Origin of the sequence: Cohnella hongkongensis (genome assembly GCF_042654645.1) — a bacterium.
Lineage (GTDB): Bacteria > Bacillota > Bacilli > Paenibacillales > Paenibacillaceae > Cohnella > Cohnella hongkongensis.
Map to the genome: position 1 here is coordinate 41,227 of NZ_JBHSEP010000001.1, position 14,534 is coordinate 55,760.

General features: G+C 59.8%; 15 protein-coding genes. 1 reads left to right on the forward strand and 14 read right to left on the reverse strand.

The genetic code is table 11. The features are described from left to right. Window positions 1-96: 96 nt before the first annotated feature. Window positions 97-1,338 carry an extracellular solute-binding protein gene (locus tag ACFO3S_RS00190; protein ID WP_378090985.1) on the reverse strand — a complete coding sequence of 414 codons (1,242 nt, stop codon included), beginning with the start codon at window positions 1,336-1,338 and terminating at the stop codon, window positions 97-99. Between the two features lie 396 nt (window positions 1,339-1,734). On the opposite strand from ACFO3S_RS00190, the gene ACFO3S_RS00195 reads away from it, so the two are divergent. After that, a complete protein-coding gene (locus tag ACFO3S_RS00195; protein ID WP_378090987.1) occupies window positions 1,735-2,649 on the forward strand; it encodes an ArsR/SmtB family transcription factor in 915 nt (304 codons plus the stop codon). 207 nt (window positions 2,650-2,856) lie between these two features. Here ACFO3S_RS00195 and ACFO3S_RS00200 read toward each other — a convergent pair whose 3' ends face one another. The 13 genes from ACFO3S_RS00200 to ACFO3S_RS00260 form a co-directional block, all read right to left on the reverse strand. Then, window positions 2,857-3,516 (reverse strand): SurA N-terminal domain-containing protein, encoded by a 660-nt coding sequence (locus tag ACFO3S_RS00200; RefSeq protein WP_378090989.1) that lies wholly within the window; start codon window positions 3,514-3,516, stop codon window positions 2,857-2,859. Between the two features lie 204 nt (window positions 3,517-3,720). Further along, window positions 3,721-4,305, reverse strand: a complete 585-nt coding sequence (locus tag ACFO3S_RS00205) for a thymidine kinase (RefSeq protein ID WP_378090991.1) — start codon at window positions 4,303-4,305, stop codon at window positions 3,721-3,723. A 153-nt stretch (window positions 4,306-4,458) separates the two neighbouring features. Further along, entirely contained in the window at window positions 4,459-5,073 is a 615-nt protein-coding gene (wrbA, locus tag ACFO3S_RS00210) for an NAD(P)H:quinone oxidoreductase (RefSeq protein ID WP_378092209.1), read from the reverse strand. Between the two features lie 97 nt (window positions 5,074-5,170). Then, window positions 5,171-5,842: an SOS response-associated peptidase gene (locus ACFO3S_RS00215; protein ID WP_378090993.1), complete on the reverse strand. Its 672-nt coding sequence runs from the start codon at window positions 5,840-5,842 to the stop codon at window positions 5,171-5,173. A gap of 53 nt (window positions 5,843-5,895) precedes the next feature. After that, entirely contained in the window at window positions 5,896-6,903 is a 1,008-nt protein-coding gene (gene cbiB / locus ACFO3S_RS00220; RefSeq protein ID WP_378090995.1) for an adenosylcobinamide-phosphate synthase CbiB, read from the reverse strand. Further along, window positions 6,904-7,617, reverse strand: coding sequence for an adenosylcobinamide amidohydrolase (locus ACFO3S_RS00225; RefSeq protein WP_378090997.1), 714 nt, complete (start codon window positions 7,615-7,617; stop codon window positions 6,904-6,906). Further along, window positions 7,614-8,369, reverse strand: a complete 756-nt coding sequence (cobS, locus tag ACFO3S_RS00230) for an adenosylcobinamide-GDP ribazoletransferase (protein WP_378090998.1) — start codon at window positions 8,367-8,369, stop codon at window positions 7,614-7,616. Before cobS ends, ACFO3S_RS00225 begins: the two co-directional genes overlap by 4 nt. Beyond that, complete coding sequence (locus ACFO3S_RS00235) at window positions 8,366-8,914, reverse strand: bifunctional adenosylcobinamide kinase/adenosylcobinamide-phosphate guanylyltransferase (RefSeq protein ID WP_378091000.1); 549 nt, start codon at window positions 8,912-8,914, stop codon at window positions 8,366-8,368. The genes cobS and ACFO3S_RS00235 overlap by 4 nt, the downstream gene beginning before the upstream one ends. Continuing rightward, the gene (gene cobD / locus ACFO3S_RS00240; RefSeq protein WP_378091002.1) at window positions 8,911-10,038 is read right to left on the reverse strand and encodes a threonine-phosphate decarboxylase CobD; all 1,128 of its coding nucleotides are present in this window, start codon (window positions 10,036-10,038) and stop codon (window positions 8,911-8,913) included. Before cobD ends, ACFO3S_RS00235 begins: the two co-directional genes overlap by 4 nt. Beyond that, entirely contained in the window at window positions 10,035-11,639 is a 1,605-nt protein-coding gene (locus ACFO3S_RS00245; RefSeq protein ID WP_378091004.1) for a cobyric acid synthase, read from the reverse strand. The genes cobD and ACFO3S_RS00245 overlap by 4 nt, the downstream gene beginning before the upstream one ends. Next, the gene (gene cobT / locus ACFO3S_RS00250) at window positions 11,636-12,700 is read right to left on the reverse strand and encodes a nicotinate-nucleotide--dimethylbenzimidazole phosphoribosyltransferase (protein WP_378091006.1); all 1,065 of its coding nucleotides are present in this window, start codon (window positions 12,698-12,700) and stop codon (window positions 11,636-11,638) included. Before cobT ends, ACFO3S_RS00245 begins: the two co-directional genes overlap by 4 nt. A 4-nt stretch (window positions 12,701-12,704) precedes the next feature. Next, window positions 12,705-13,478 carry a heme ABC transporter ATP-binding protein gene (locus ACFO3S_RS00255; RefSeq protein WP_378091008.1) on the reverse strand — a complete coding sequence of 258 codons (774 nt, stop codon included), beginning with the start codon at window positions 13,476-13,478 and terminating at the stop codon, window positions 12,705-12,707. Next, window positions 13,475-14,533 (reverse strand): FecCD family ABC transporter permease, encoded by a 1,059-nt coding sequence (locus tag ACFO3S_RS00260; protein WP_378091010.1) that lies wholly within the window; start codon window positions 14,531-14,533, stop codon window positions 13,475-13,477. Before ACFO3S_RS00260 ends, ACFO3S_RS00255 begins: the two co-directional genes overlap by 4 nt. Between the last annotated feature and the right edge of the window lies 1 nt (window position 14,534).

The following is a 14,534-nucleotide window of genomic DNA, read 5'->3' on the forward strand; positions in this document are numbered from 1 at the left end:
TGCTAATCCCCTTTCCAGGCTCGCTTCCGGTACTCCTTTCATTAGAAGAGGCCGTCCCTTAAGGGGACAACCCCTTCTGCAGTTCAGACGTTTAGGTTATTTAGCCCCGCTGTTTTCGGCAATCTTGTCTTCTACGAACTTCTGCATCGTTGCAAGCGTCTCGTCGAGATCGACGTTGCCGCGGACGATATCCGCGGAATACATATCCACCGCTTCTTGGATGTACGGATAGTGCTCGTACGTGTAAATGTAGAGCGACTTCGTCTGTTCTTCGTTGGATGTGAAGAACGACTGCATGTAGTTGCCGTATTCCGGCGATTCGATGACATGCCGGCTTGCGACGATCTGACCCGCCTTCGCCCATTCTATCGAATTCTCGCGGATGTACTCGAGGAATTGGCCGATGCCTTCTTCTTTCTCGTCGGAGCGCTTCTCGTTCGCGAACATGGCAAACAGGTGGGAAGACGAGCGGTTCGTAAACTTGTCAGGCGATACGGAGAAGATGTTCGTTACGCCGAAGTTTAACCCCTCAACAGCGGCATGCGCCGTCGAAGTCCAAGTTCCGTCCGTGGAGAACAAGACGTTGCCGGCTTGGAACATGAGATATCCGTCCTCGCCGAACGGCGTCATCAGACCGGCGTCCGCGATTTTTTTCACGGATTGGTACGCTTGGCGGAAGACGTCCGTATCAACGGCCGGCTTGCCGTCGACTTGAATGTCGCCGCCCAAGTTCTGAATCTGTCCCAGCATCCCCCATCCGAGCAGCGCGTCGTTGACCACGTAGTGGCCTTCTTCCATTTTGCCTTGCAGCTCCAGCATTTCGTCCACCGTTACGTTATGATCGTCCAGCCAGTGTTCGACACCGTATTTCGCCAACAGATCTTTGTTGTAATACATGGTGTGGCTATGGATGTCGAGCGGCACCGTGTATTGGACCCCGTTGATGCTGCCGGTATTCCAAGCTTGCGGCAGGTAGTTCTCTTCTTTAATTTCGGGATGCGACGCCATGATATTCGTCAGCGCCTCGAGCTTGCCCTGCTTCACGTATCCCGGAACGCGATCCGCGTGAATGATGGCCAGGTCGGGAATGTCTTTGCCGGTGTTCAGCACCGTGGAGAGCTTGGTGTACATATCGGCGGTAATGACATGTTTCACTTGAAAATCCGGGTTCGCGGCATTGTAATTTTTGACAAGCTGATCCATATATGCCCCGTCGTCGCCGGTAAGCGGCGTCCAGAACGTAATCGTATTTTTGCTGTTGTCGCCGCCGCTGCACGCGGACAGGATCGTCATCATCGTCATACCTAAAATCAAAGCATGGATAAATCGCTTTTTCATGTACATGTCTCCTCCCTTATTTTGCCCTTTAACTTTTCGGTTCTTAAATCCGCTTCCACGACCCTCTTAAGCGTTTACATTTCCGTCTTTAAGCGTTTACATTTCACGTTCGGCAACACCCCCTCTATGTCGCATTGACCGAAATGCTGCAATGGCCCCTTTTGCTGCCTGGAATGGCCAATGATAATTCGTATAAATGTTAATCATTAAACAGTTTGGTTAACCTTGGGTTTAGAATAATATTGCTCAGCACTAAATGTCAATCAATTTTTGTTTAATATTTTATGTTTATATAAAATATTAAGCACAGTGGAATTGTCATTAACCTTTCTCCTTGTCAGTAGCTATTTTTGTACTGTATATTTAACATAAAACTTAAACACTGGATGAGGTCGAATGGAAACTATCGTATCTGAAAACAATCTCCCTCTGTTCGAAGCGCTTGCCAGCAAAGTCCGGATCAAAATCATCGAATTGCTCGCCCAGGAGCCGATGATCATGAAAGACTTGGCTTCAGCGCTCGGTCTCAGCAACTCCATCATTACGATGCACGTCAAGAAGCTTGAGAACGCCAACGTGGTCCGTACCGAAATGATTCCCGGCAAAGGCGCGTCTCAAAAGCTGTGCACGCTTGTCGCGGACCGAATCGAGTTCGTTTTTCCAAGCAAGGGATTGATCCCCCGGAATTTTCATATTTGCAACCTCTCGATCGGCCATTTCACCGACTTTGACGTCAAACCGACCTGCGGACTTGCCTCCAAATACAAGGTAATCGGCGGCGGCTTTGACGATCCCCGATACTTCCTGGATCCTGAACGAGTAGACGCCAAAATTTTATGGTTTTCAACAGGCTTTATTTCGTATAAAATTCCAAACTATCTGCTGCCGGAAGAAGAGCCCGAAGAACTGGAAATTACGATGGAGCTGGCTTCGGAGGCGCCGCTGTCCAACGCGCACTGGCCTTCCGATATTTCGTTCGCGTTCAACGGCTATCCGATCGGCAAGTGGACCAGTCCCGGCGATTTCGGCGGCACGCGGGGCAAGTATACCCCGGAATGGTGGGACATCAACATGAATCAATACGGCCTGCTCGTCCATATCCGCATCAACGGCGACGGCACGTTCATCGAAGGAACGAAGGTCTCGGACTATACCATCCATCAGGTCGATATCCGGCGCCTGCAATGGGATCTGAGGCTGGAAGTGAAGGACGACGCCAAAAATATCGGCGGACTCACGATCTACGGCGTCGGCTTCGGAAACTATTACCAAGACATCGTCTGCAAGCTGACTTATTTCGATCAGAAATAGTTCGATTTTTGCGGTTATAAAACAAGAAGAACCTCGAATAAAAAACGAGGTTCTTCTTGTTTTATAGAGTATGTTGATCTCCAGAACAGCCCTTGCCCCAAGCATAAACGGCTTACGCCGTCCTTGGGACCGGCGGGATAACGTTTATGTCGGAGGTGATTCCGACGGAGGAAACAAATGGATAACATTCACGTATTCCTCTGTCACTTAATTAAAAAGTTCGGTTTTAATCGTAATTTTATTTACAGATTTGTCTACAATTTCTTTATGAATAAACTCATCAAATTCTTGAACATTCGCTATCTTTTCTTTTTCAATTAACATAGCCATTAACTTTGAGATTAAAATTTCTTCTTCATATTCTTCCCTTACATCCTTACTGTTCCAAAACTCATCTGGAGAGAGACCGGTCATTTCAATACGATGCTTCATAATTTCTTTAATCAAATGATTGGTTTCCCCCGTAACTGACTCTTCCTCGAGCGTCTCTTTCTGGAATGTTATTTGTTCGTCGAGTTCTTCCTTGGTTACAGTTATCCCTAATGATTTTGCATAATTTGCTCCAACCTTTTTGGCAATCATTATATTTATTATTTCATTGTCAGAAGGGAGTTGGAAAGATCCCTTCCCCATATCTTGGATTAGTTTTAGATTCTCCTTATAGAAAACAAAATCATTCTTGAGGATCACAAAATCATCGCTTTCGACTAGAACAACATTCGCAATGCTTTTGTCCATACTTTTCAAAGAATCAAAAGTCGCTTTTATCTTGTTCGTTGGAATATTGGGATTAGCTAGTATTGTCCCAATCGAAACAACAGCAATTGCAATAATAACTCCAAAAAGGACCCCATAATTTTTCTTCAATCCTTACTCCTCCCTTTGATCGTGTTTGCATGTATATCGAAGAGACTCACCTGCGTTCCGAATGGTCTCCGGGTGCGTAGCGCAAGTGAGTCGCTTTTAAGTTTATGCGGCTTGATTCGTCTTGTTCATCCCTTCGGACTGCCATGCTCTTTGTCTGCGAACGACCAAGCATTTTGCGAAATATGTTGCAGTTCTCCTAGAAGGTCAGTCCCGCTTAAACGCTTCGTTATAGCACCGTCTGCATACCGGCTTGTAATCCTCGTTGCCGCCGACCTGAATCTGTTCGCCTTCGTTGATCGGCACGCCGTCCTTGAAGCGGATGACCATCGTCGCCTTGCGGTCGCAGTACCAGCAGATCGTCTTGATTTCCTCGATCTTGTCCGCGTAGACGAGCAGGTTGTAGCTGCCCTCGAACAGCTCGTTCTGAAAATCGTTCTTGAGTCCGAACGCCATGACCGGCACGTTCAGCTCGTCGACGATGCGGGTCAGCTCGACGATATGGCGCTTCTTCAGCCACTGCGCCTCGTCGACGAGAACGCAATAATAGCGGCCCGACTCGGCGAGCTGCCTCTTGACCTCCTCGTATAAATTCGTCGTCTCGTCTACGGGTATGGCCGGACGCGTAAAGCCCGCCCTCGTCCCGACTTGATCCGATCCGTTGCGCGTGTCGATGACAGGCGTGAAGATCAATACCGGCTTGCCCTGCTCCTCGTAATTGTGCGCCACCTTGATGATTTCGAACGACTTGCCGCTGTTCATCGTTCCGTATTTGAAGTACAACTGAGCCAATGCGCTACCTCCGCAACGAAGTTGATAGATAGCAAACATTATACAACAGATGCTCGCGATGCAGTAGTCGGCATTTTCTCCGGCCATACGAACAAGGGACTTCTCGCCGCCCGTGCAGGGGTCGAAAAGTCCCTTCCGATCTTGCCGTTTCCGTCAGCCGTGCAAGCCCTTCTTCACCCAGCCAGCCACCGTGGCGGTGCGCTTGCCTTGATGGATCGCCGCCGCGCGTACGTCCTCCAGCATTTTGCCGGATTGGTCGACCGTTACGGAAGTGCCGTAGGGATTGCCGCCGGCCGAGAAGATGACGGGATCGGTGTAGCCCGGCGCGGCGACGATGCCGCCCCAATGGTAGATGGACGTGTACAGCGACAGTATCGTCGCTTCCTGTCCGCCGTGAGCGTTGGACGCGCTGGACATGGCGCTGACGACCTTGTTCGCCAATTTTCCGTTGAACCACAATCCGCCCAACGTATCGAAAAACTGCTTCATCTGCGAAGCCATATTCCCGAAACGGGTCGGCACGGAGAAAATGTAGGCGTCCGCCCACTCGAGATCGTCGGGCGCAACGGTCGGCACGTCCTTCGTCGCCTCCGCGTGCGCCTTCCATTCGGGATTCGCGTTAATCGCCGCCTCAGGCGCCAGCTCGGGCACCTTCAGCACCTTCGTCTCGGCCCCGGCTTGTTCCGCTCCTTCGGCGGCCCATCGCGACAGCTGATAGTTGGTGCCCGTAGAGCTGTAGTAAATGACGGCCAGCTTGACATCGGACAGGGGAATCATCTCCTTTGAAATTAACGAATTTTCCCCCTTAAGAATGCCACTGCGGCAGTTCGTTTATACAGGGCGGGCCGCCGGCGCCGCGCCCCTGCTAGATTTTGTAGAGCGCCATGGACGGATGAACTTCCTCGATGCAGTCCGGCGTCTCCCAGGACGTATTCTCGACATAGGGCGTGACCGGATAGGTCCGGAAGTCCGCGTCCGCCAACGCTTGCAGCATCGACTGCAGCACTTCGATTCTCGTCTCCTTCGGATCCAGCCACAGTTCCATCGCTTCCTCGTCCAGAACGAGAGGCAGCGGATGATCGGTGCCGAAGGCGCTGCCTCTGGTCACCACCGTACACATCGGATACTCGTTCCGTTCGGAATCGAGCCATACGTCGTAAATGCCGGGCATGGCGAAGGTCGGCTTCGTTCGGTGCACGACGCGCCACGCGCTTTTCTTTTTCCCTTCGATTTTCCAGATGTAAAATCCGCTGCAAGGAACGACGCATCGCTTCTTCGTCAGCATGCTGCGCAAATAACGCCGATCGGCCAGCGTATCGACGTTCGCGTTAATCGAATTTTTGCCCCAATAGGGCATCAGACCCCAGCGATGCTGATTAAGGCATCTTTCGCCTCCGATTTGTTGAATGATCGGAACTTGCTGCGTCGGCGCAATGTTGTAGCGCATCAGGTAAGGAACGTGAACTCTGTCGATGCGAAAATGCTCCGTCAAATCCGACAATTCCGCCGTTAGCGAATAGCGGTTACACATGTGCATCAGCCCATTTCCAAGAATTTACTCGTTCTCAGTATGAGCTTGCGCCTGCCGGATTATGTACGGCCGATCAGCAGCGCAATTCCCGACGCGGCCGCAACAAAGAAGATCGAAGCGGCATACATGATCCTAACCGCAAGACGGATGTGCTCGGCATGAAGCCGATGGAGCGGCTCGCCCATCGCAGCCCGTTCGGACGGCACGGCCTGATAATAATTCAAGCCGCCGAGCTGCACGCCCAGAGCTCCCGCGACGGCCGACTCCGGGAAGCCGCTGTTCGGGCTCGGGTGAAGGCGGGCGTAACGGCGGACCGTGCCGACGACCCTGCCTGCGTTCAGCTTAAGGATCGCCGCTGCGGCCGCAATGGCAAGGACCGACAGCCGGGCCGGTATCCAGTTGGCCAGATCGTCGAACCTGGCGGACGCCCAGCCCAAGTCCCTGTACTTGTCGTTCCGGTAGCCGACCATCGAATCCAGCGTGTTCGCAGCCCTGTAGGCGAGCGCGAGCGGCGCGCCTCCGATGAGAGCATAAAAGAGCGGCGAAACGATCGCGTCCACGATGTTTTCCGCCACCGTCTCTACCGCCCCGCGAGTAATCTCGCTCTCATCGAGCTTGTCCGTGTCCCGTCCCACAATCATCGACAGCGCCCGGCGGGCTTCCGGCAGCTTGTCCTCCTTAAGCAGGCGGTAAATGTCCATGCCCGCGTCCCCCAGCCCTTTGGCCGCGATCGTCGTCGAGATCATCCAGGCCGCCGCGCCGTAAGCCAGCCAAGGATGGAGCAGTCCGAACAGGAAAAGAATCGTCCAGCCCAGGAGGAAGGAGCCTCCAACGAGAACGACCGGGTAGGCGATTCCGGCGAGCTTCAGCGCCTTGTCTTCCGAAGAGCCGCCGAGCGGACGGGCGAGCCGTTGGAGCAGCGGGCCGGCCGCGGCCGCGCGCAGCGGCCGCTCCAGCTTGGAGATGATATGCCCCATGCCGACGACGGGATGCGGCAGCGCGCGCGGATCGCCGATCGCCAGATCGATGACCAACGCGCTTGCGACGATTGCGATCTCGACGCTCATCTACGGCTCCCCCTGCGAGCTCGCCGCCTCGCGAACGGCGGCGTAGACGAGCCGGCCGAGCGCATTGCCGATCGTCGTCGCGGCGCCGGCGTAGCGATGAATGCGGCGGTAGCGCTCCGACTGGCTGACGGCGACAAGCACCGCATCGGTCGACGTTCCCGTCGCCACGCGACCGCAGCTGCGGTCGCGAACGTCCAGATCGGCGAAAGCGGCGCTTTTCGCTTCCGTAGCGCTGATGACGGCATTGACCATCGCGCTTTCCGTCATTCGCCCGTCGATCAGCAGAACAAGGTTCACCGTCCCCGGCGCATAGGCCGGGAACGTCTCGCGGGCTACGCCCGCTCTCGCCGCATTGCCGGTGCCGACCGACGCGCAGACGAGCAGCCGGCATTCGTCTCCCGCCTCTTCGACGATCGAGGTATGCGCGATGTTCGCCGCCGTCTGGAGGCCGATCGTCGACGCCGGATCGTAGCCCCAGCGGATTAACGCCTGCCGCATCATCTCCGAAGGATCGGAGCAATCGTAATCAAGCGGCACCTTCCAGTTGACGAAGCGTTCCCCGCTGCCGGGACCTCCCCGATAGGGAGCGTTGCTGAGCGTTTGGTAGATTCGGCCGCACTCGACGGACAGATGATCTTGCCGAAAGCCGATCCGCAGCTCCGGCCACAAGGGCGACGAGTACGAATCGGCGCCTCCGCGAAAAGGTTGTGTCATAAGAACCCCCCGGTCGTAAATGCGAGCAGCGCCAGCAGTGCCAATGTCTCCGAGCCTTCCACCAGCGCCCCGTAGACGTCCCCCGTGAAGCCGCCCAGCTTGCGTACGATGTAAAGTCCGAACAGCCAGCCCGCCAGCAGGACGCCAGCGAAGGCGATCGCGCCCCGCCAGCCCGCGATTCCGAAGGAAGCCGCAAGCGCGAGCAGTCCGTTGGCGAGCAGCACGGCCGGCGTTACGCCCTCGCGCAAGCCGCTGCCGAGCCCGTTCTGTTGAATGTAGGGAAAAAAACGGATCGCCGCGAGCAGCACCGCCCTCGCCATCGCCGGAACGACCGCCAATACGGCCAGCGCTCCCTCTGCGGCAAGCTGCTGCACGGCGGCAGCCTTGAGCAGGATAAGCGCGATCGCCGCCACGACGCCCATCGCCCCGACGCGGCTGTCCTTCATAATTTCCAGCGCCCGCTCGCGGCCGCGCTGGCTCCCCAGCCCGTCGGCCAGATCCATCCAACCGTCCAGATGGAGCGCGCCGGTCGCGATGATCCAGAAGGCGACAACCAGCGCCGCCGCGACCGGAGATCCGGCCGATCCGAAGACGAAGCCGGCTGCGGCTCCGACCAGCCAGACGGCGGCCCCGAGCAGCAGACCGACGAGCGGATAATACCGCGGGCTCCGGCTCCAGCCTTCCAGCGTCTGAGCCCGTTTCGGAACCGGGAACCTCGTCAGAAAGCCGACAGCCTGCCAGAAGGCGCTCATCCTTTTAGCCTCCAGGGCAGTCCGCTGATGACGGCGATCGCTTCGTCCGCGCGTTCGGCCAGCCGCTGGTTCGCTTCTCCGACGACGTCCTGGAACCAGCGCCCGAGCGGCGACATCGCCACGCCCCCCCAGCCGACCTCGTCCGTGACGACAATCGCTTCGCGAAGCGGCGACGAGCCGAGCTCCTCCAGATAAGCGTCCACTTGAGCCAGTATGCGCTCGGTCGTCTCCCGGTCCCTGCACCGATCCTCGGGCAAAGCCATCAGCCGATTGGCGATCCAGGCGGACAGCGTGTCGACGAGCACGATGTCGAAGCCGTCATAGGCGGATGCGGACAGCTCGTGCGGGCATTCCAGCGTGTGCCAGCTCTCCGGCCTCCTGCTCCGATGCCTGTCGATGCGTTCGTCCATCTCTTCGTCGAAGCGAAGGCCCGTGGCGACGTACAGCACCGACGAGCTGCCGGCCTCCGACCGTTCCCGGGCCCGCTTCTCGGCGTAGGCGCTTTTGCCCGAGCGAACGCCTCCGCTGATCATAACCAGGTTCATCGAAGCGCCTCCTCTCTCTCCCGATCCGCTTCCTCCAGCGCCCGCAGCAGGCGATCGTTATCCTCACGCCCCCGCACCGCAATGCGAATGTGGCGTTCCGTGAGGCCGTCATACTTGGCGCAGCTGCGCACGAGGACGCCCTTCGGCCCCAGCGCCGCCTGCAGCCGTTCCGCCGTCCAGCCGCCGGACAGCTCGACCAGCAGGAAGTTGGCCTCTCCGGGCCAGGTCCGCCAGCCCAGCCGGGCGCCGAGCTCCTGACGCAAGGAAGCCCGCCCCGCGGCGACCAGCTCTCTCGTTCTTCGCTCGTACTCCGCCACCTCCGGCTGCAGGCAAGCTTGCCCGGCAAGCAGCGCCAGCCCGTTAACGCTCCAGGTCACCTGCTTGGCCGCCATTCTCCGAATAAGCTCGGGCGCGGCGATCGCATAGCCGAGCCGAAGGCCGGGAATGGCAAAAAATTTCGTCATCGAATGCATGAACAGCACATGCGGGAAGCTTCTCAGCTCGGGCAGCAGCGTCGCTCGTTCCGGCGGCGGGACGAAATCGATGAAGGCCTCGTCCACGACGACGTACGCCGACCGCTCCCCGGCCATCGCGGCAATCTCTCGCAGCTGCTCCAGCGAATAGGTCAGCCCGGTCGGATTGTTCGGATGGCCGAGGAACAGCAGGTCGACCTGCCGCAGCAGCGGCTCCAGCTCCGACGGCTCGGCCCGGAACCCGTTCTCCTCGCGTCCGATCAACGTCCGCACCTCGGCTCCGCAAGCTTCGGCCAGCTGGGCGTATTCCGAGAAGCAGGGAGCGACGACGCCGACCGAGCGGACGCCGAGTCCGGACAGCGTCAGCCATAGACATTCCGCAGCTCCGTTGCCGATCAGCAGCTCGTCCTCGCCGACGGATAGACGGGCCGACAGCAGCTTCTTCAGCTTGCGGTGCCCCGGATCGGGGTAGTTGACGATGGCGGACAGCCCGTCCCTTAACGCCTCCAGCGCCTGACGCGGCGGCCCAAGCGGGTTGATGTTGGCGCTGTAATCGAGCCAGCCGTCCGGACTGACGCCGAATCGCGCCGAGGCGGTCCACAGATCCCCGCCGTGTCCGTATGGCTCCAGTGTGCCCGAGCCTTTCTTCATCGCGCTCCCTCCAGCCCTTCGTTCATTATTTCGTACAGCTTGCGAACGTCCAGATGCCGGCGAACGTGATCGGCCAGCCGATCGAATTCGGCTTCCCGCAGCCGGCCGTAATTCAATTCTCCTGCGATCGGCCGCCAGCCCTTCGACGCGCGAATCGCATTCAGCCAGTCGCGTCTAAACCCGTCGTTATGCAGAATGCCGTGCACGTACGTCCCCCACGCCCTGCCGTCCTCCGAACGGGCGCCTTCCCGGTACGAGCCTCTTTCCCTCCTGTCGACCGACGTCAGGGTGAACGGGTGGGAGACCGGTCCCGTAAACGTCGATCTTCCCATATGGATCTCGTAGCCCTCGATCCCGTATCGCGCCGTGCCCGAATCACCGCTCCAGCCGTGCGCCACGCCCTTCACGCGCTCGGTTCTCTTGTCGGCCCCGAACGTCGTTACCATCGGGAATACGGCCAGCCCCGGCAGCGAGGCGTGGACGGATTCGATTCCTTCCGGGTCGTTCAGCCGCTTTCCGAGCATCTGATAGCCGCCGCAGATTCCGGCCAGCCAGCCTCCCCGGGCGATATGGGCGACCAGGAGGCGGTCGAGTCCCGACTCTCGCAGGAACAGCAAGTCCTCGGCCGTATTTTTGCTTCCGGGCAGGACGACCGCATCCGGCGTCCCGAGCTCCTCCCGCCTGGACACGTAGCGGACGGCGACGTCCGTCTCCGCAAGCAGCGGATCGACATCGGTAAAGTTCGCCCAGCGCGGCAGCCGAACAACCGCAATGTCGAGGCGGTCCCCTTCGGCGAAGGCCGGGCCTTCCGCCGAAGGGCGGAAAGACAGCGAATCCTCCGCCTCCAGCCGCAAGTCGGCCAGATAGGGCACGACGCCGACGACAGGCTTGCCGGTGCGCCGTTCCAGCCATTCCAGACCGGGCCGGAGAAGCTCGACGTCTCCCCGGAATTTGTTAATGACGAAGCCGCGCACTCTGTCCCGCTCCTCCGGCTCCAGAAGCTCCAGCGTTCCGACGAGCGCGGCGAAGACGCCGCCGCGGTCGATATCCGCGACGAGCAGCACGGGAGAATCCGCCCAAGCGGCCATGCGCATGTTGACGATGTCGCGATCCTTCAGATTGATCTCGGCGGGACTGCCCGCCCCCTCCATGACGACGATCTCGTACTTCGAACGCAGCCGCTCCAGCGCCTCTCTCGCGATCGCCCCCGCCTCCGCCAAGTACTCGCTGCGGTAGCTGAACGCATCCATCGTCCGGTACGGCTTGCCGTGAACGACCACCTGGGACGTCCGGTCGGACGAAGGCTTCAGCAGAATCGGGTTCATGTCCGTCGTCGCCGCGACGCCGCACGCGTCGGCCTGCATCCCCTGCGCCCGTCCGATCTCCTTGCCGTCCGCCGTCACATAGCTGTTCAGGCTCATATTCTGCGACTTGAAGGGAGCGACCGACCAGCCGTCCTGGGCGAATATCCGGCACAGCGCGGCGGTCAGCACGCTCTTGCCCACATCCGACGCCGTTCCTTGAATCATCAGGACGCGGGACACCGCCTTGGCCCGGCCCGTTCCGCCGCGGACTGCGGCGTTGCGACGATCCGGCGTCATTCGCGGGACACTCCCGCGCTCTCGAATGTCGCCATCTCCCGCATAATCCGACCGGCGGCGTCGAGCAGCGGAAAGACGAGCGCCGCGCCGCTGCCTTCTCCCAGCCTCATGTCCATATGAATCATCGGCGACAGGCCGATCGCCTTCAGCAGGCTGCCGTGGCCCTGCTCCTGCGACAGATGCGAGGCCAGCATGTAAGGCGTGCAGGCCGGGACAAGGCGGCTGGCGATCAAGGCGGCCGCGGACGAGATGAAGCCGTCGATCACGACGAGCGAGCGGTGAGCGGCCGCTCCCAGAATGACGCCGACAAGGCCGGCGATCTCCAGGCCGCCCAGCTTGGCCAGCACGTCCAGCGGATCGTTCGGATCGGCCGCATTAACCGCCAGCGCACGTTCGACCACGCGCCGCTTGTGCAGCAGCCTCCCGTCGTCGATGCCGGTGCCGCGGCCGACCGCCTGCTCGGGCGTCAACCCTCCCAGGGCGACCCCTATCGCCGCGCTTGGCGTCGTGTTGCCGATGCCCATCTCTCCTGTCGCGAAGACGCGCGTGCCGGCCTCGGCCAGCTCCGCCGCGACGTCGCAGCCGACCCGGATCGCCGACGTCGCCTCTTCCCGCGACATGGCCGGCCCTGCCGCGATATTCCCCGTCCCGCAACGGATCTTCCGCGAGACGAGCCGGGGATGCGACAGCTCGGCGTTCACGCCGATATCGACGCACACGACGTCCGCGCCGGCATGGCGGGCGAGCACGTTCACCGCCGCGCCGCCGTTCAGGAAATTGAGCACCATCTGCGGCGTCACCTCCGCCGGGAAGGCGCTTACGCCCTCCTCGCATACGCCATGGTCTCCCGCCATCACGACGACGGCTTTGCGCGACAGATCCGGCGCCATCTCGCCGGCGACGCCGGCCGCCTGCCTCGCGACCGCCTCCAGCTTGCCCAGGCTCCCCGGGGGCTTCGTCAAGCTGTCCAGATGCGCCTGCGCCTCTCTCATCGCTCCGTCGTCCAGCGGCCGGATGCGTTCGGCCACCTCCCGAATCTCGATCGGAACGTTCGTCGTCATCGATTCATCTTCCTCTCAGCAAAATTTGCGGCACGCCGCTGTCCGGGTGAGGCAGCACGATCGGTTCTGTGCCGTACACGTCCTGCACGAGATCCGGGACGAGCACTTCCCCGGGGGGCCCTTCGGCGGCCGCTCTTCCATCTCTCAGCACGAGCAGCCTGTCGCAGTATTGGGCGGCCAGGTTCAGGTCGTGCAGCACGGCCACGACCGTTCTTCCGCTGTCCCGCTGCCACCGGCGGACGTAATCCATCATTTGAAGCTGGAACCCGATGTCGAGATAAGTCGTCGGCTCGTCCAGCATCAGCACCTCGGGCTCCTGCACGAGCGTCTTGGCCAGCGCGGCCCGCTGGCGCTCGCCTCCGCTGAGCTCGGCGATCGGACGGGAAGACAGAACGGCCAGATCGAGCTTCTCCATCACGACGTCGATCAGCCGCGTCGGATCTTCCTTCTCTCCGCCCAGCCAGCTCTGATGCGGATAGCGGCCCATCTCGACCACTTCGCGTACCGTATAGCCAAGCGAAGGCAGCGCCTCCTGCTGCAGCACCGCCACCCGTCTGGCCAGCTCCTTGCGCCCGTAAGCGCTCAGCTCCCGCCCCCCAAGGGCGACGGTCCCCCCTTGAGCCCTCTCGAGCCCGGACAGCAGCTTCAGCAGCGTCGATTTGCCGCTCCCGTTCGGACCGATAATGCCGTAAAATTCTCCCTTCTCTATTCGGACGTCGATCCGGCGCAGGATATGCGCCGCGCCGATCCGGTAGTCCAGCGCTCTGGCTTCGATCATCCTCTCGCCTCCCCGCCTCTCGTTTTCCTTTTCCACAGCAAATAGGCAAAAAACGGGGCTCCGATAAACGCCGTCACGACGCCGAGCGGAATTTCCTTCGGATTCAGCGCCATCCGCGCGATCGTATCCGACCAAAGCACGTAGACGCCGCCAATGACGGCCGACAGCGGCACGACGATCCGGTTGTCCGGCCCGACGACCAGCCGGACGAGATGAGGCACGACCAGCCCGACGAAGCCGATCACGCCGGACACCGACACCGCCGCCGCCGTAATCAGCGTCGCCACAACGAGCACGATCATCTTCGTCCGCTGCACGTTCACGCCCAGATGCGCCGCCTGGCGCTCTCCGAGGGCGAACAGGTTCATCTCCCGGCTCAGCGAGACGAGGACGACGGCGCCTAACGCGACGTACGGCAGAACGAGCAGGGAATGGCTCCATCCGCGCATCGACAAGCTGCCCATGATCCAGAAGAGAATCTCGTTCACGACGTTATTCGACAGCGACACCATGAACGACACGAGCGCGCCGAAGAAAGCCTGAACGACGACGCCGGACAGAATCAGCGTCTCCAGCTCCATTTTTCCCTGATGATACGCTAACCGAAGCACGATAAGAAGCGTCCCTATTCCCGTCAGGAAAGACACGGCGGGAATCGTCCACAGGCCGATCCACAGCTGCAGCCCGAACAAGATCAGGAACGCCGCCCCGACCGAGGAGCCTGTCGCCACGCCAAGCGTATACGGGTCGGCCAGCGGGTTGCGCAGCACCCCCTGGAAGCCGGCGCCCGCAAGCGCCAGCGCCGCCCCGACGAGCACCGCAAGCACGACTCGCGACAAGCGCACCTTCAGGATGATCGTCGCGTCCGGATCGGCGGTCCCTTCCGCAATCGGCCGCAGGTTCAGCCAATCGCCGACATAAGGAATCTGCTGAACCAGAACGCTCCATACTTTGCCGATCGGCACGTTCGCCCCGCCTAGGGAGAGGCTCGCTAGAATCGAAACAAGGAGGAGCGCGAGGGCTCCTCCCATATAGACCGTCAATTTGCCGCGCATG